The sequence below is a fragment of the Pseudomonas sp. MWU13-2100 genome, assembly GCF_023242365.1.
GTDB lineage: Bacteria > Pseudomonadota > Gammaproteobacteria > Pseudomonadales > Pseudomonadaceae > Aquipseudomonas.
Genome location: NZ_JALLIX010000068.1, coordinates 1 through 16977, shown reverse-complemented (window position 1 = coordinate 16977; position 16977 = coordinate 1). Strand labels below are relative to the sequence as shown.

Genomic DNA, 16977 nt, shown 5'->3' with positions numbered 1-16977 from the left:
CTCAACCTCCACAGGTACTTGCGCCGTACAGTCAAACCCGGGGCAACCCGAACCTTGTGGGAGCGGAGCTTGCCCGCGAAAGCGTCGGCTCAGCCCCACCCCTTCACCGACACCCCCATTACAAGCAGGCGCATCAGGCATTTACCACCTACCTTGTAGGATTCTGCCACAGGTTCTTTGTTGGTGATCCCCGGTGTGCCACGTATGATCCTTGGCAAACTCCTGCAGATTAGAAGCCTATGTCCCTGATAGTTCTACTGCTTTTGCCTTTTATCGGCAGTTGCCTGGCGGCCGTGCTGCCGCATAACGCACGCAACAGCGAATCCATCCTCGCCGGTGTTATCGCCCTGGTCGGCACCCTGCAGATGGCGTTGCTCTACCCGCAGGTCGCCCATGGCGGTGTGATCCACGAAACCATCGATTGGCTGCCCAGCCTCGGCCTGAGCTTCGTCCTGCGCCTGGACGGCTTTGCCTGGTTGTTCTCGATGCTGGTGCTGGGCATCGGCACCCTGGTGTCGCTGTATGCCCGCTACTACATGTCGCCGGAAGACCCGGTGCCGCGCTTCTTCGCGTTTTTCCTGGCCTTCATGGGCGCCATGCTCGGCCTGGTGCTGTCCGGCAACCTGATCCAGATCGTGTTCTTCTGGGAACTCACCAGCCTGTTCTCCTTCCTGCTGATCGGCTACTGGCACCACCGCAGCGACGCCCGTCGCGGCGCCTATATGGCGCTGACGGTGACCGGCGCCGGCGGCCTGTGCCTGCTGGCGGGGGTATTGATTCTCGGCCATGTGGTCGGCAGCTACGACCTGGACACTGTGCTCGCGGCCGGCGATCGCATCCGCGCCCACGCCCTGTATCCGGTCTTGCTGCCGCTGATCCTGATCGGCGCCCTGAGCAAGAGCGCGCAGTTCCCCTTCCACTTCTGGCTGCCCCACGCCATGGCCGCACCGACCCCGGTTTCGGCCTACCTGCACTCAGCGACCATGGTCAAGGCCGGGGTGTTTCTCCTGGCGCGGTTGTGGCCGGCGCTCTCCGGCAGCGAGGATTGGTTCTGGATCGTCGGCGGCGCCGGGGCCGCGACCCTGCTGCTCGGCGCCTACTGCGCCATGTTCCAGAACGACCTCAAGGGCCTGCTGGCCTATTCCACCATCAGCCACCTGGGCCTGATCACCCTGCTGCTGAGCCTGAACAGCCCGCTGGCCGCCGTGGCCGCGGTGTTCCACATTCTCAACCACGCCACCTTCAAGGCCTCGCTGTTCATGGCCGCCGGCATCATCGACCACGAAAGCGGCACCCGCGATATCCGCAAGCTCAGCGGCCTGATCAAGCTGATCCCGTTCACCGCGACCCTGGCGATGGTCGCCAGCGCCTCCATGGCCGGGGTGCCGCTGCTCAACGGCTTCCTGTCCAAGGAAATGTTCTTCGCCGAAACGGTGTTCATCAATTCCACCGCCTGGGTCGAGATGGCCCTGCCGGTCATCGCCACCATCGCCGGCACTTTCAGCGTCGCCTACTCGCTGCGCTTTACCGTCGATGTGTTCTTCGGCCCCCCGGCCACCGACCTGCCCCACACGCCCCACGAACCGCCGCGCTGGATGCGTGCGCCGGTGGAACTGCTGGTGTTCACCTGCCTGCTGGTGGGGATCTTCCCGGCCCAGGTGGTCGGCTCGATCCTCGCCACCGCGGCCCTGCCGGTGGTCGGCGGGACCCTGCCCGAGTACAGCCTGGCGATCTGGCACGGCCTCAATGCGCCGATGATCATGAGCCTGATCGCCATGTCCGGCGGCGTGCTGCTCTACCTGTTGTTACGCAAACAACTCAAGCGCGGGCGTTTCAGCCGTCCGCCAGTGATCGGTCGCCTCAACGGCAAGCGCCTGTTCGAACGCAGCCTGGTGCTGATCATGCGCTATGCCCGGCGCATCGAACGCCGGGTCAGCACCCAGCGCCTGCAAACCCAGTTGTTCCTGCTGGTACTGGCGGCGGTGGTCGGCGGCCTGATCCCGATGCTGCACAGCAGCCTGTCCTGGGGCGACCGGCCGAAGATCCCCGGTTCCATTGTCTTCGTCACCCTCTGGCTGCTGGCCATCGCCTGCGCCCTGGGCGCCGCTTGGCAAGCCAAGTACCACCGGCTGGCGGCCATGATCATGGTCAGCGTCTGCGGCCTGATGACCTGCATCACCTTCGTCTGGTTCTCCGCGCCCGACCTGGCCCTGACCCAACTGGTGGTGGAAGTCGTCACCACGGTGTTGATCCTTCTGGGCCTGCGCTGGCTGCCACGGCGTATCGAAGAAGTCTCGCCCCTGCCGAGCAGCCTGCGCAAGGCGCGGATTCGCCGCCTGCGCGACCTGCTGCTGTCAGGCGCCGTCGGCGGCGGCATGGCACTGTTGTCCTATGCCATGCTGACCCGCCAGACACCCAACGATATTTCCTCGTTCTTCCTGAGTCGCGCCCTGCCCGATGGCGGCGGCAGCAACGTGGTGAACGTGATGCTGGTGGACTTCCGTGGCTTCGACACCCTCGGCGAAATCACCGTGCTGGTGGCCACCGCGCTGACCGTGTTCGCCCTGCTGCGGCGCTTCCGGCCGCCGAAGGAAAGCCTCGAACTGCCCAACCAGCAGCGCCAGTTGGCCCCGGATGTGCTCACCGACCTGGTCAACCCGCGCAGCGCCAGCGACACCGCCCTGGGTTTCATGATGGTGCCGGCGGTGCTGGTGCGCCTGCTGCTGCCGATCGCCTTCGTGGTCTCGATGTACCTGTTCATGCGTGGGCACAATCAACCGGGTGGCGGCTTTGTCGCCGGGCTGGTGATGTCGGTGGCGTTTATCCTGCAATACATGGTCGCCGGTACCCAGTGGGTCGAGGCGCAGATGAGCCTGCGGCCGTTGCGCTGGATGGGCACCGGGCTGCTGTTCGCCACGGTCACGGGCCTGGGGGCGATGGCCTTCGGTTATCCGTTCCTGACCACCCACACCGCGCACCTGCATCTGCCGCTGCTGGGCGATATCCATGTCGCCAGCGCGCTGTTCTTCGATATCGGTGTATATGCGGTAGTGGTCGGTTCGACCCTGCTGATCCTCACCGCCCTGGCGCACCAGTCGGTCCGCGCCCATCGGCCGAGCCAGCAACTCGGCGCCCAAGCCAAGCCAGGAGTCGCCTGATGGAAGAAGTCATTGCAATTGCCATCGGCGTCCTCGCGGCCTCCGGCGTCTGGCTGGTGCTGCGCCCGCGGACCTTCCAGGTGGTGATGGGCCTGTGCCTGCTGTCCTACGGGGTCAATCTGTTTATCTTCAGCATGGGCAGCCTGTTTATCGGCAAGGAGCCGATGATCAAGGACGGCGTGCCCCAGGACCTGCTCCACTATACCGACCCGTTGCCCCAGGCCCTGGTGCTCACCGCCATTGTCATCAGCTTCGCCATGACCGCGCTGTTCCTGGTGGTGCTGCTGGCCTCGCGCGGCCTGACCGGTACCGACCATGTCGATGGCCGGGAGCCCAAGGAATGAGCCCGATGTCGCACCTGATCATCGCCCCGATCCTGCTGCCGCTGCTCACGGCGGCGCTGATGCTGATGCTCGGCGAGAAACACCGGCCCCTCAAGGCCCGTATCAACCTGGGCTCGAGCCTGGTCGGCCTGGGCATCTCGGTGCTGTTGCTGATCGGCACCCAGGCCGGCGAAACCGGCTCCATCGGCGTCTACCTGCCAAGCAACTGGGAGGTGCCATTCGGCATCGTGCTGGTGGTCGACCGGCTCTCGGCGCTGATGCTGGTGTTGACCGGGATCATCGGCGTCAGCGCACTGCTGTTCGCCATGGCCCGCTGGGACCGCGCCGGTGCCAGCTTCCACGCGCTGTTCCAGATCCAACTGATGGGCCTGTACGGCGCCTTCCTGACCGCCGACCTGTTCAACCTGTTCGTGTTCTTCGAGGTGCTGCTGGCCGCTTCCTATGGCCTGGTCCTGCACGGCTCGGGGCGCTCGCGGGTGTCGGCGGGCTTGCACTACATCGCGATCAACCTGCTGGCCTCGTCGTTGTTCCTGATCGGCGCGGCGCTGATCTATGGCGTTACCGGCACCCTGAACTTCGCCGACCTGGCCCTGAAGATCCCACTGGTAGCGGAAGCCGATCGCGGCCTGCTGCATGCCGGCGCGGCGATTCTCGCCGTGGCCTTCCTGGCCAAGGCCGGGATGTGGCCGCTGAACTTCTGGCTGGTGCCCGCCTACTCCGCGGCCAGCGCCCCGGTGGCGGCGATGTTCGCGATCATGACCAAGGTCGGGATCTACACGCTGCTGCGCCTGTGGACCTTGCTGTTTTCCGGCGAGGCCGGTGCCTCCGCGCATTTCGGCGGCGACTGGCTGATCTACGGCGGCATGGCGACCATCGCCTGCGCCGCCGTGGCGATCCTCGCCGCCCAGCGCCTGGAGCGCATGGCCAGCCTGAGCATCCTGGTGTCGGCGGGCATCCTGCTCTCGGCCATCGGCTTTGCCCAGCCGAACCTCACGGCCGGCGCGCTGTTCTACCTGGTCAGCTCGACCCTGGCCCTGAGTGCGCTGTTCCTGCTGGCCGAACTGATCGAACGCTCGCGCTCGGCCAACGAACTGCCGTTGGACGAGGACATCGACCCGCTGCCACGGCCGCTGGAGTCCTTGCAGCCACGGCCCGGCACCAACCTGGACGATGAACAGAAAGCCGTGGTCGGCCAGGTCATCCCCTGGACCATGGCCTTTCTCGGCTTGAGCTTTATCGCTTGCGCCCTGCTGATCATCGGCATGCCGCCGCTGTCCGGTTTTATCGGCAAGCTGAGCTTGCTCAGCGCCCTGCTCAATCCGAAAGGACTCGGTATCGACGCGCCGATTTCCATGGAGGCCTGGGCCTTGCTGGCCTTGCTGGTGCTGTCCGGGCTCGCCTCGCTGCTGGCCTTCTCGCGCATGGGCATCTCGCGTTTCTGGACCCCCGAGGAACGTCCGTCGCCGGCCCTGCGGCGTTTCGAATGCCTGCCCATCGTCGCCCTGCTGGGCCTGTGCATCCTGCTGACGGTCAAGGCCGAGCCGCTGTTGCGCTACACCCAGGCGGCGGCTGAGTCCCTCGCCCACCCGGCGCAATACATCAGCGCCGTGCAGGCCACCCGCCCGGTGCCGAACCCGAGCGCCGCCGTGGGGGTACAACCATGAAGCGCCTGTTTCCCGCGCCCTGGCTGTCCCTGGCGCTGTGGTTGTTGTGGCTGGTGCTGAACCTGTCGGTCAGTCCGGGTAACCTGCTGTTGGGGGCGGCCCTGGCCGTCTTCGCCCCGGTGATGATGGCGCCGCTGCGCCCGCGGCCGATCCGTATCCGCCGTCCCGGGGTGATGCTGCGCCTGTTTTTTCGGGTCGGTGCCGACGTGGTGCTGTCCAACCTCGCCGTCGCCTGGAGCGTGCTCAACGCCGGGCGCCACGCACCGCGCTCGGCCTTCGTCAAGGTGCCCCTGGACCTGTGCGATGCCAACGGCCTGGCGGTGCTGGCGATGATCTGCACGGTGGTGCCCGGCACCGTCTGGTCGGAACTGGCCCTGGACCGCGGCGTCCTGTTGCTGCACGTCTTCGACCTCGACGACGAAAGCGCCTTTATCCAGCACTTCAAGACGACTTACGAACGTCCTCTGATGGAGATCTTCGAATGAGCGCACTGCTCGCCAATGCGATCCTGTTGAGCCTGTTCATCTTCAGCGTGGCGCTGGTCCTGACCGTGGTCCGGCTGTTCAAGGGCCCGTCGGCCCAGGACCGGGTCCTGGCCCTTGATTACCTTTACCTGGTTGCCATGCTGATGATGCTGGCGCTGGGTATCCGCTACGCCAGCGACACCTATTTCGAAGCGGCGCTGCTGATTGCCCTGTTCGGCTTTGTCGGCTCGTTTGCCCTGGCCAAATTCCTCCTGCGCGGCGAGGTAATCGAATGAACGCGTTATCGCTCTGGATTGAAATTCCGGTGGCCCTGCTGCTGGTGGCCGCCAGCCTGCTGGCCCTGTGCGGCGCCATCGGCCTGTTGCGCATGAAGGACTTCTTCCAGCGCATGCACCCGCCGGCGCTGGCTTCGACCCTTGGCGCCTGGTGCGTGGCGCTGGCCTCGATCCTGTACTTTTCGGCGCTCAAGTCGGAGCCGGTGATCCATGCCTGGCTGATCCCGATCCTGCTGTCGATCACCGTGCCGGTGACCACCTTGCTGTTGGCCAGGACCGGGTTGTTCCGCAAGCGCATGGCTGGGGATGATGTGCCGGCGGAAGTCAGCAGCGGGCGCACTGAGGGTAAGGGCTAACGATTTTTAGGGTTGCGTGCCTAATCTCTCACCACAAACATATGCTTATTACTTAACGATATTTAAAATATTTTTATTATATCTATTAAACATCTTCAGACTCTGTCAGTCGAGGCTGGACAGGAGACCAGAGGAGTTGTCGCCGATGCCGGCCGGTCAAGGAAATGGGATCGCAAAAACGCCACTAACCTGTAGGAGTGGAGCTTGCCCACGAAGCTCTTGGCGGTCTCGAAGACCCCACCGCCGGCAAGCCGGCTCCCACAGGATCCCTGTCGTGCCATAGCGGAGTGGTCGAGCACAGAACTTGTGGGAGCGGAGCTTGCCCGCGAAGCTCTTGGCGGTCTCAAGGGCCCCATCGCGGCGATGCGGCGACCCGACAAGCTCCACTCCCACAGGTAACGCGCGCGCCCCCACAAACTCCAGCGCCTCAAGTCAGCGCGCCACAAAAAAACTGCGGCCATCACGCTTGAGCAGGTCGAGCATGGTCTGGGCCGCCGGGGACAGGTAGGCGCCGGCCCGCAGGGAAACCACCAAGGTACGTTTCATGGTGGTTTCCTTGAGCCGCACTTCGCGCAGATGCGTCGCCCCCTTCACATCCTCCAGGGTTTCCCGCGCCAGGAAGCTCAGCAAGCGGGTCTGGCCGATCAACCGCGGCAGCAGGGAAATCGTATTGGTCTCGATCTGCACCGAGGGCAGCGGCAAATCGTGGGCGAGGAACACATTGTCGATCCAGCGCCGCGACGACACCCCGGTCGCCGGCAGCACCCATCGATAACGCCCCAGTTCACTCAAGCGAATCGGTGCGTCAAAAATCGGGTGATTGCGACTGGCAACCACCACCGCTTCATCATCGAACAACGGATGCGACAACAGTTGCAGGTCATCGTCGAACAGCGGGCAGATCACCATGTCCAGACGCCCGGAACGCAGGGACTCACGCAGCATGTCGTCCTGGCCGATCGCCAGGCTCAAGGTGATCTCCGGTGCCCGCTCGAGCAAGGCCGCCGTCAGTTGCGGCAGCAGGTACTCGGCCATGCTCGCCGCACAACCCAGGCGGATATTGCCCAGCACGCCACTGGCGAAGTCGCGGATTTCACGGTGGGTCTCGGCAATGCTCTGTTGCAACTGTCGACCGCGCTGCTGCAACAACTCGCCGACCGGCGTCAGCTTGATCCGCCGGCCCTCGCGCTCGAACAGCTTGGTGCCGAATGACTCTTCCAGCCGCTGAATGCTCTTGGTCAGCGCCGGCTGGCTTCGATTGAGTTTCTGTGCCGCCCGGCCCAGATGACCCAGTTCGGCAATGGTTTCGAAATAGGTGAGGTCACGCAGATCCATATTGATCAACCAAAGTTATCGTTTCATCACAATTAGAAACTGGACTTGATCAATTGCGCTATCAATAATTTGCCTACCGCGCCGCTTTCAACGCCCTGCAACAGGAGCGTCCAGCGCTTTGGAGAGTGTTCTTGTCCGCATCATCCTGGTTTTCCCTGTCCACCTGGTCGCGCTTGCGACAATGGCTGGCCCTGCTGTTGCTGGCCGGCGGCAGCGGACAGTTGCTCAAGTACTTCGAACTGCCCGCCGGGCAATTTATCGGCCCGATGCTGGTGGCGATCGCCTTCGGGGTCGCCGGCGCGCACATCCGCCTGCACAAGGAAGCCTTCCGCCTGAGCCAAGGCTGCATCGGCCTGCTGGCCGCGCACTCGATGACCCTGGCGGTGCTGACCGCAATGAGCGAGTCCTGGCACCTGATGCTGGTCGCCACCGTACTGACCATCTGCCTGAGCTCCCTGGTGGGCTTGGCGATGGTGCGCTTTGGCGGCATCCATCCGAGCACGGCGGCCTGGGGCACCTCGCCGGGCGCGGCCTCGGCCATGGTTTCGATGGCCGATGATTTCGGCGCCGACGCCCGGGTCGTGGCGACCATGCAGTATGTGCGGGTGGTGTGCGTGGTGCTGATCGGCGCACTGGTCAGTCATCTGCTCGAAGCCCCGGCCTACGGCAACGATCTGCACGCCACGGGCGCCGCCCAGCACGGCTTCAGCCTGCTCGATCTGGGCCTGACCCTGGCCACCGCGGTGCTCGGCGTGGTGCTGGGCATGCGCATACCGGCGGGAGCCTTGCTGGTGCCGCTGCTGCTCGGTGGCGGCCTGCAGCTCTCCGGCCTGCTGCATATCACCCTGCCCGCCTGGCTGTTGGCGATCGCCTACGGCGCCATCGGCTGCTATGTCGGCCTGCGTTTCGACCGCCCGACCGTGCTGTATGTCTGGAAGCGCCTGCCGGCGATGATCCTCGGCGCCGTCAGCCTGATCGCCCTGTGCGCGGCCTCGGCCTGGGTCATGGCGCGACTGCTGGGCCAGGACTTCCTCTCGGTCTACCTGGCCACCAGCCCCGGTGGGCTCGACACCATGGCGATCATCGCGGTCGATACCCACTCGGATGTCGGCCTGGTCCTGGCGATGCAGACCTTGCGCCTGCTGGCGGTGATCTTCAGCGGCGCTTTTTTTGCCCGACTGGTGATTCGCTTCGCCGCGCCAATCAGGCCCTAGGCTCGACAAGATTCACCGATGACGAAGCATTCATGGCACAATCTCCAGCGTTAACTTAGTCAAAATACGAACGACATTGATTAAGATTTGTTTAGGGGCCGTGCTTGTTTTGACGTTTTTTTCTCATTTCACCCTCTAGATTGCCGCCCAGACAAACATGCGAATGATTCCCATTGTTTAACTGGTGCGGCGAACCGGGTGCAAATGCTCCGTCAAACGCCAGCCACCTCGACTATCAAAAGACCGCAGGAGCTACCCACGCAATGATTCCCCGTCTGCCTTCGTTTCTGAAAACCGCCCTGCTGGCCAGCGCCATGCTCAGTGCCGGCCACGCCTACGCCGCCCCGAGCGCCGATGGTATTGTGGTCTACAACGCCCAGCACGAAAGCCTGACCAAGGCCTGGGTCGATGGTTTCACCAAGGAAACCGGGATCAAGGTGACCCTGCGCAACGGCGACGACACCGAGATGGGCAACCAGATTGTCCAGGAAGGCGACAAGTCGCCGGCGGACGTGTTCCTGACCGAGAACTCCCCGGCCATGGTCCTGGTGGACAATGCCAAGCTGTTCGCCCCGGTGGCGCCGTCCACCCTGGAACAGATCGGCGCCGCCTACCGTCCGGCCCACGCCAACTGGGTCGGCATCGCCGCCCGCTCCACCGTGTTCGTCTACAACAAGAGCAAGCTGAGCGAAGCGCAACTGCCCAAGTCCCTGCTTGACCTCGCCTCGCCCGAGTGGAAAGGTCGTTGGGCCGCCTCGCCGGCCGGTGCCGACTTCCAGGCCATCGTCGCCGCCGTACTGGAACTCAAGGGCGAAGCCGCCACCCTGGACTGGCTCAAGGCTATGAAAACCAATGCCTCGATCTATCGCGGCAACAGCGCGGTGCTCAAGGCAGTCAATGCCGGGCAAGTCGAAAGCGGCGTGATCTACCACTACTACAGCTTCGGCGACCAGGCCAAGACCGGCGAGAACAGCAAGAACACCTCGCTGCACTACTTCAAGCACCAGGACCCGGGCGCCTTTGTCAGCACCTCCGGCGGTGGCGTGCTCAAGTCCAGCAAACACCAGGAAGAAGCCCAGGCCTTCCTCAAGTGGGTCACCGGCAAAGGTGGCCAGGCCGTGCTCAAGAACGGCAACTCGTTTGAATACGCCGTCGGCGTAGGCGCCGAGTCCAATGCCAAGCTGGTGCCGCTCAAGGACCTCGACGCACCCAAGGTTGATGCATCAAAACTCGACAGCAAGAAAGCCGTGGAGTTGATGACCCAGGCCGGAATCCTGTAATTGATCCCAGAGTCCATTTCCCCCCTGGACCCCGCCGCAGTCGCTCACGCGCCTGCGGTGCCTTCGCGCAAGCGATCCAGAAACTTCTTCGGGCGTCAGGGCAATGCCTGGATCATCGGGCTGTCCGTGCTGGTGTCCCTGCTGGCCTTGCTGCCGATCGCTTTCGTGATCCTATCTGCCTGGCAAACCGGCTGGGCGACCCTTGAAGCGCTGGTCTGGCGCCCTCGGGTCGGCGAGTTGCTGGCCAACACGCTGTTGCTGATGATCATCACCATTCCCCTCTGCGTGGCACTGGGGCTGGCATTGGCCTGGCTGACCGAACGTACCGACCTGCCCGGCCGACGCGCCTGGTCGTTGCTGGCCACCGCGCCCCTGGCCGTACCGGCGTTCGTCCACAGTTACGCCTGGGTCAGCCTGGTGCCGCCGATCCACGGGCTATTCGCCGGGGTGCTGGTCTCGGTGATTGCCTATTTCCCGTTTCTCTACCTGCCGATTGCCGCGACCCTGCGGCGGCTGGACCCGGCCATCGAGGATGTCGGTGAGTCCCTGGGCCTCAAGCCCTGGGCAGTATTTTTCCGTATTGTCCTGCCACAACTGCGCCTGGCGATCTGTGGCGGCGCCCTGCTGGTGGGCCTGCACCTGCTGGCCGAATACGGCCTCTACGCGATGATCCGCTTCGACACCTTCACTACGGCGATCTTCGACCAGTTCAAGTCCACCTTCAGCGGCCCGGCGGCGCATACCCTGGCCGGTATCCTGGCGCTGTGCTGCCTGGGCCTGTTGACCGTCGAATCGGCCGCCCGGGGCAAGGCCCGTTACGCCCGGGTCGGTTCCGGCAGTGCGCGACAGCAACGCACGGTACGCCTGAGCCGCAGGAGCAAACTGCTGGCACTGAGTATTCCGATCGTCAGCAGCGTACTCGCCCTTGGCGTGCCGTTGGTCACCCTGGGCAACTGGCTGATCGCCGGTGGCCGCGAGGTCTGGCAAATGGGCGACTTGCTGCCGGCCCTGGAACAGACGCTGCTGCTGGGTGCTGCCGGCGCCCTGCTGACCACCTGCGCGGCGGTGCCCGTGGCCTGGCTGTCGATCCGCTCGCCCGGTCGCCTGCATCGCCTGCTGGAGAGTTGCAACTACATCACCAGCTCCCTGCCCGGCATCGTCGTCGCCCTGGCCCTGGTCACGGTCACCATCAACTTCGCCCGACCGATCTACCAGACCTCGATCACCGTGCTGCTGGCGTATCTGTTGATGTTCATGCCCCGCGCCCTGGTCAGCTTGCGCGCCGGTATCGCCCAGGCGCCGGTGGAACTGGAAAACATCGCCCGCAGCCTCGGGCGCTCACCCGGCCGGGCGCTCTGGTCGATCACCCTGCGCCTGGCCGCGCCGGGTGCCGCCGCCGGTGCCGCACTGGTGTTCCTGGCCATTACCAACGAACTGACCGCCACCCTGCTGCTCGCGCCCAACGGCACACGCACACTGGCCACCGGTTTCTGGGCCATGACCAGTGAAATCGACTATGCCGGCGCCGCGCCCTACGCGCTGCTCATGATCCTGCTGTCGCTGCCGCTGACCGGGCTTCTCTATCATCAATCCAAACGCACGGCTGGCCGATGAACGCTCTTGAAATCAACGCCCTGTACAAGTCCTTCGGTGCACAAGCGGCCCTGGAAGATATCAACCTGTCGATTGCCACCGGTAGCCGTACCGCCATCGTCGGCCCTTCCGGCTCGGGCAAGACCACCCTGCTGCGGATGATCGCCGGTTTCGAATTTCCCGACGCCGGCCGTATCACCCTCGACGGCCAGCCGCTGGTGGATGCCCACACCCAGGTCCCGGCCCACCAGCGCCTGATCGGCTATGTGCCGCAGGACGGCGCGCTGTTTCCACATATGACCGTGGCCGATAACATCGCCTTCGGCATCGTCGACAAAGCCACCCGACAACAACGGGTCGCCGAGTTGATGGACAGCGTCGCCCTGGAGCCGCAGATGGGCAAACGCTGGCCCCATGAGCTGTCCGGCGGCCAGCAGCAGCGGGTGGCACTGGCTCGTGCCCTGGCGCAACGCCCACGCTTGATGCTGCTGGACGAACCCTTTTCGGCCCTCGACACCGGCCTGCGGGCGTCCATGCGCAAGATGGTCGCGCGGCTGCTGTCCGACGCTGGGGTTACCACCATCCTGGTCACCCATGACCAGTCCGAAGCCCTGTCCTTCGCCGATCAGTTGGCGGTGATGCGCAAAGGGCGGCTGGTACAGGCCGGACACCCGATGGACCTGTACCTGCGGCCGGACGATGAAGACACCGCGCTGTTCCTCGGCGATGCGGTGATCCTGCCCGCCCTGATCGAGAACGGTTGGGCCCAGTGCGAGCTGGGCCGACTGGCGGTCAACGACGAGGGCCGCCACGGCCAGGCGCAGATCATGTTGCGCCCCGAGCAGTTGCAGCTCGCGCCTCGCCTGTCGGGGCAAGCGAACGGCGACGGCCACCCGGCCGTGGTCACCGAATGCGACTTCGGCGGCAACACCTGCACCTTGACGGTGGAGCTGAAAGCTCGCGCCAACGACGGCCAGAAGCGTTCGTTGCTAGTGCGCAGCACCGGCATGCACGCGCCAAGGGTCGGCAGTGAGGTGCTGGTCTCGGCCCTCGGCCACGCCCATGTGCTGGGCCGGCAGAGCGCCCGCTAGCTGCTCACCACCTCGGCGCTGTTCGCCCAGGGCGCCAGCAGTCGCTGAGGTGTTCCGCAGACCCGCTGCTTGAGTACAAAGTGCCGGCACTTTTGCGCAAAACGGTTGCGGTCCTCGACCATATCCAGGCGCATCTGGGCCAACTCTTCGTCGCGGCAGCGCTCCATGTCCGCCACATCCCGGGTTCGCCAGCGCGCACGGACCACCTCATACACCGGGTCGCGGGCCACACGCTGCGCCTGGGCCATCAACCAGCTGCCAAAGGCTTGCGGGCAACGCGGGCCGACATCCTGCACCAGCCCCATCTCCCGCGCCTGGACGACACTGATCGGCAAGCACTCCTCACTGAGCCGCAGCGCACACTCGTAACCGACCGCGCGGGGCAGGCTGTAGGTCCAGTATTCGGAGCCATAGAGGCCCATGCTCTTGTAGTGCGGGTTGAGCACCACCCCGCTGCGGGCGAATACCCCGTCGGCGGCCAGGGCCAGCATCACCCCTCCGGCCCCGGCACTGCCGGTCAAGCCGCTGACCACCAGTTGCCGGGCGGTCAACAGCTCGCGGCAGACATCGTTGATCGCGCGGATATTGGCCCAGGCCTCGAGCCCGGGCACCGCCGCGGCCTGGATCACGTTGAGGTGCACACCATTGGAGAAACTGCCGCGCCCGCCACGCAACAACAACACCTCGGTGCCCTGTGCCTTGGCCCAGCGCAGGGCGCTGACCAGCCGTCGACATTGCTCGGTGCTCATGGCGCCGTTGTAGAACTCGAATGTCAGCTCGCCCACAGCGTCCAGTTCGCGGTAGCGGATCGGTTGGTAGGCCTCCTTGCAATATGGATGACTGGCGATCGACCAGTTCAACACCGGCACCTTGTCGAGCCGACCGGCCAGCACATGGCGCGCCGGACGCTTGAAGGTTTCTTCTCCCGGCCGGGGTTTGCGTCGCAACGAGCCGATCCACAGGCTGCGGTCCCCGGCTGCCACCAGCACCGCATCGTCATGCACCGCCAGCAATTGGCCCGGGGTTCCACGGCGGCTGTCGAGATGGGCATCATAGAGGTAGTACGGCTCGCCCAGCAGCTCGGCGAGCACACCGGGCTGGCCGTCGGCGGCGTCGATGCGCCGCTGGATCAGTTCGGCGTCGTCCTGCCAGTTGAAGGCCCGGTCACTCTGCTTCATGTTCGGTTGCAGACGGCCGCGAACCTGCGGCAAACGGTAATCCAGGGGCTGCGGGACGAAGTCGCTGCCGAACCTGGCCACCACCTCGTGAATGCAGGTCATGGCCGCGTCGGCCACCGGGCCGTTGTAGAGCTCGGACTTGCGCATGCCCGCCGGCATTTCGAACTCGCAGGTGGCCCAGATCGCCCCGCTGTCCATTTCCTCGGCGGCCTGCAAGGCGGTCACGCCCCAGGTCGGCACCTGCCGGGTGATCGCCCAGTCCAGCGCACTGGCGCCACGATCACCGACAATTCCCGGATGGATAATCACCACCGGGCGCTGCGGGTCCCGCCACAACCGGGCCGGCACGCGATCCTTGAGGAACGGGCAGATCACCAGGGCGGCCTGGCTGTTTTCGATCTGTTGGCAGACGCTTTCTTCGTCGCTGAACAACACCACGCTCGGCATGTGCCCCGCTTCGCGCAGCTCCAACCAGGCGCGCTGGGTCAAGCCGTTGAATGCCGATGCCAGCAGAATGATTTTCAATGAACGCATGACGCAGCTCCTCCTTGAGCAATACGCCGGGCCCCTGCTGCAACGAGCAATCCATGGCCCGACCGGAGCCGCCACAGTAAAGCGCCACGCCAGCGACACCTTGACCGAGGTCAACAGACAACCGTACGGCGGGAGCAGTAGCGGACCGCTGGTTTCTCGGCTAGGATTTTTGGCTCATGGAGTCGCCCGTCTATTCAGCGGGCTTTTGTACAAGGAGAGAGAAATGAGCGCAGTTCGTCTTGCAGAGCGTGCCTACCGCAGTTGGTCCAGCCCCATCCTGCTGGAACTCAAGGAACGCGAACATCAGTTGGACCCGTCCTCTCGCGTTGCCCTCATCAACGTGTTGCAAGAGCGTCGCCTGCTCGACAGCGACAGACCGTCAGCCGTGGTGCAACCCATCCGGCCAGGCATCGAGTGAAGGCAAGGCGCCCAGTCCGCGCAACCAGCCGTGTTCGGCAAACGCCAGCATCTCCTGGTCGCCGCGGCTGTCGCCATAGGCAAACAGCACCCTCCCACCCGTACCGCCCAACCATTGCTGCAATTGCCGGACCTTTTCCGGCCCCCAGCAGTTGGGTGATGCCAAGCGTCCGGTAAACCGCCCGTCGCGAAACTCCAGTTGCGTGGCCAGTACCGCCGCAAAACCGCTGGCCTGGGCCCAGTGCCCGAGGTAGAGCGTGGGTGAAGCACTGACCAATACCAGGCGATGCCCCAGGCGTTTGTGCTCCTCGATCCTGTCGAGCATTTCCGGACGGATCAGCGTCGGCAGGCGCTCGGTAACATAGCGCGCCGCCGCCTCTTCCAACTCGACCTGGGTCCTGCCCCGCAGGGTGAGTGCCAGGAACCGTGCCTTGGCCTCGGCCCGCTTGCACAGTCCGGTATACATGCCTACCAGCCAGGGCAAGACCAGCAGGCCGCCGATCAGAAAGCGCCGGTTACCAACCTGGTAACGGACGAAATCCCGCAGGCTGTCGGTGGTGGTGATGGTTCCGTCAAAATCGAAGGCAACGCAGGTTCCAGCTTGCGGCGCGGCACTGTTTGAAATCGTCATTGCTGTTTCACGCCCATGAACCGAACGGGCACAGTATCTCACTCCCGAGCGACAATTGCCTGAACGGCAGGTGTCGCCAACGCCCTTCCCTCACGAGCCCGTCCGCTCCCCCAGCTGACCGCCTGGCTGCGGGAGCGGGTTTATCTCAGAGGCTTAGTGGCCCGTCTCGCAATTGATCATCCAACTCACGCCAAAACGGTCCTCGAACATCGCGAAGTACTCGGCCCAGAAGGTCTTGGCCGGAGCCATATGGATGTTGCCGCCGTCGCTCAGGCCAGCGAACAGTCGCTTGGCCTCGTCAACGTTGTCGACATTGAGCGACACCGAAATGCCTTGCATCTTGCTGAACGGCTGGTGCGGCGGACAATCGGACGCCATCAGGCTGAAATCCCCCACCGTCAGGCGGGTGTGCAGGATCTTGTCCTGGTTCGGTGAGTCCTTGGGCACGCAGGCCTCTTCCGGCGCATCGGCGAACGACAGGGAAAACAGCTCGCCGCCGAGCACCTTTTTGTACAGGGTAAAGGCCTCCTTGCAGTTGCCGTTGAAGGTCAGGTAAGGAATGATTTTCAGGCTCATGATAGAACTCCCGTTCTGGCAGGTTTTCAGGATTGACCGGACATCTTCGCGCGCAGTTGTTCTTCCTGTTCGCGCAACTCGGGGGTAAAACACTCGCCAAAGTCCTCGGCCTCGAAGACCTGGCGGATTTCGATTTCAGAGTCGCTGACCATCGGGTTCGGGCAACGCTTGACCCAGTCGATGGCCTCCTGCAGCGACTGCACATTGAAGATCCAGAAACCGGCGATCAGTTCCTTGGTCTCCATGAACGGTCCGTCGACCACGCTCCGCTGCTTGCCGCTGAACTGCACGCGGGCGCCCTTGGCACTGGGGTGCAGCCCCTCCGCGGCGAGGATCACCCCAGCCTTGGCCAGCTCTTCGTTATAGGCGCCCATGGCCGCCAGCAATTCCTGACTGGGCATTTCGCCAGCTTCCGATTCCGGGCTGGCTTTGACGATCACCATAAATCGCATGGTCATATCTCCTGATGACAGTGCTAGACAATTTTAGACAAGCCAATGAGTGGCTCTGTCGACTAATCGAATGAGCCATCGCGGAATCGACAACCGGCGAAATCTTTTTTCCTGATCGTCGAGGGTTCGTTCGCAACGCTCGAAAAAATCGGCGTTCGATAGCGCCCTCACGCATTCAACTAAGCATAGAAGTAGATAACGCATAACCATGGATGGGGCCGGCACCTTGATCGTTATGGCCCAGGACCTACACACAGTTACCGCGAATCCCCCCAATAAAACATAGATCGCCCTTGTGGGAGCTCTTGTCGGGACGCCGACCGCTCGCGAAGAGGCCCGTGAGACCGCTAAAAGCTTCGCGGGCAAGCACCGCTCCCACCAGGATGCATCAGCT

General features: G+C 64.1%; 16 protein-coding genes. 11 read left to right on the top strand and 5 right to left on the bottom strand.

What is annotated here, in order from left to right; genetic code table 11:
* Positions 1-239 precede the first annotated feature (239 nt).
* Genes M5B99_RS28615 through M5B99_RS28590 form a run of 6 tightly spaced genes read left to right on the top strand, consistent with a single transcriptional unit; the run spans position 240 to position 6282 of the window.
* A complete protein-coding gene (locus M5B99_RS28615) occupies positions 240-3158 on the top strand; it encodes a monovalent cation/H+ antiporter subunit A (RefSeq protein ID WP_248807293.1) in 2919 nt (972 codons plus the stop codon).
* The gene (locus M5B99_RS28610) at positions 3158-3502 is read left to right on the top strand and encodes a Na+/H+ antiporter subunit C (protein WP_191487694.1); all 345 of its coding nucleotides are present in this window, start codon (positions 3158-3160) and stop codon (positions 3500-3502) included. The genes M5B99_RS28615 and M5B99_RS28610 overlap by 1 nt, the downstream gene beginning before the upstream one ends.
* Positions 3499-5166 (top strand): monovalent cation/H+ antiporter subunit D, encoded by a 1668-nt coding sequence (locus M5B99_RS28605; protein ID WP_248807292.1) that lies wholly within the window; start codon positions 3499-3501, stop codon positions 5164-5166. Before M5B99_RS28610 ends, M5B99_RS28605 begins: the two co-directional genes overlap by 4 nt.
* Entirely contained in the window at positions 5163-5651 is a 489-nt protein-coding gene (locus M5B99_RS28600) for a Na+/H+ antiporter subunit E (protein WP_248807291.1), read from the top strand. Before M5B99_RS28605 ends, M5B99_RS28600 begins: the two co-directional genes overlap by 4 nt.
* Positions 5648-5926: a K+/H+ antiporter subunit F gene (locus M5B99_RS28595; RefSeq protein ID WP_248807290.1), complete on the top strand. Its 279-nt coding sequence runs from the start codon at positions 5648-5650 to the stop codon at positions 5924-5926. The genes M5B99_RS28600 and M5B99_RS28595 overlap by 4 nt, the downstream gene beginning before the upstream one ends.
* On the top strand, positions 5923-6282 hold the full coding sequence (locus tag M5B99_RS28590) for a Na+/H+ antiporter subunit G (RefSeq protein ID WP_248807289.1): 360 nt from the start codon (positions 5923-5925) through the stop codon (positions 6280-6282). The genes M5B99_RS28595 and M5B99_RS28590 overlap by 4 nt, the downstream gene beginning before the upstream one ends.
* Before the next feature lie 432 nt (positions 6283-6714).
* Here M5B99_RS28590 and M5B99_RS28585 read toward each other — a convergent pair whose 3' ends face one another.
* Positions 6715-7617: a LysR family transcriptional regulator gene (locus M5B99_RS28585; RefSeq protein ID WP_248807288.1), complete on the bottom strand. Its 903-nt coding sequence runs from the start codon at positions 7615-7617 to the stop codon at positions 6715-6717.
* Positions 7618-7748: 131 nt separating this feature from the next.
* On the opposite strand from M5B99_RS28585, the gene M5B99_RS28580 reads away from it, so the two are divergent.
* The 4 genes from M5B99_RS28580 to M5B99_RS28565 all read left to right on the top strand — a co-directional run bounded on the left by M5B99_RS28580 (position 7749) and on the right by M5B99_RS28565 (position 12795).
* A complete protein-coding gene (locus tag M5B99_RS28580) occupies positions 7749-8831 on the top strand; it encodes an AbrB family transcriptional regulator (RefSeq protein WP_248807287.1) in 1083 nt (360 codons plus the stop codon).
* 263 nt (positions 8832-9094) lie between these two features.
* Positions 9095-10111, top strand: a complete 1017-nt coding sequence (locus M5B99_RS28575; protein WP_248807286.1) for an iron ABC transporter substrate-binding protein — start codon at positions 9095-9097, stop codon at positions 10109-10111.
* Between the two features lie 57 nt (positions 10112-10168).
* On the top strand, positions 10169-11725 hold the full coding sequence (locus M5B99_RS28570; protein WP_248807295.1) for an ABC transporter permease: 1557 nt from the start codon (positions 10169-10171) through the stop codon (positions 11723-11725).
* On the top strand, positions 11722-12795 hold the full coding sequence (locus M5B99_RS28565; RefSeq protein WP_248807285.1) for an ABC transporter ATP-binding protein: 1074 nt from the start codon (positions 11722-11724) through the stop codon (positions 12793-12795). The genes M5B99_RS28570 and M5B99_RS28565 overlap by 4 nt, the downstream gene beginning before the upstream one ends.
* On the opposite strand, the gene M5B99_RS28560 is transcribed toward M5B99_RS28565, so the two are convergent.
* Positions 12792-14507, bottom strand: coding sequence for a hydrogenase maturation protein (locus M5B99_RS28560; protein ID WP_248807284.1), 1716 nt, complete (start codon positions 14505-14507; stop codon positions 12792-12794). The genes M5B99_RS28565 and M5B99_RS28560 overlap by 4 nt on opposite strands.
* 223 nt (positions 14508-14730) lie before the next feature.
* Here M5B99_RS28560 and M5B99_RS28555 point away from each other — a divergent pair, with 223 nt between their 5' ends.
* Positions 14731-14925, top strand: a complete 195-nt coding sequence (locus M5B99_RS28555) for a hypothetical protein (RefSeq protein WP_248807283.1) — start codon at positions 14731-14733, stop codon at positions 14923-14925.
* Here M5B99_RS28555 and M5B99_RS28550 read toward each other — a convergent pair.
* From M5B99_RS28550 to M5B99_RS28540, 3 genes are all read right to left on the bottom strand, one after another.
* Positions 14887-15555 (bottom strand): HAD family hydrolase, encoded by a 669-nt coding sequence (locus M5B99_RS28550; RefSeq protein WP_248807282.1) that lies wholly within the window; start codon positions 15553-15555, stop codon positions 14887-14889. The two genes, M5B99_RS28555 and M5B99_RS28550, sit on opposite strands and share 39 nt — an antisense overlap.
* A gap of 153 nt (positions 15556-15708) precedes the next feature.
* Entirely contained in the window at positions 15709-16125 is a 417-nt protein-coding gene (locus M5B99_RS28545) for a VOC family protein (protein ID WP_248807294.1), read from the bottom strand.
* Between the two features lie 32 nt (positions 16126-16157).
* Positions 16158-16583 carry a YciI family protein gene (locus tag M5B99_RS28540; protein WP_248807281.1) on the bottom strand — a complete coding sequence of 142 codons (426 nt, stop codon included), beginning with the start codon at positions 16581-16583 and terminating at the stop codon, positions 16158-16160.
* Positions 16584-16977 lie beyond the last annotated feature (394 nt).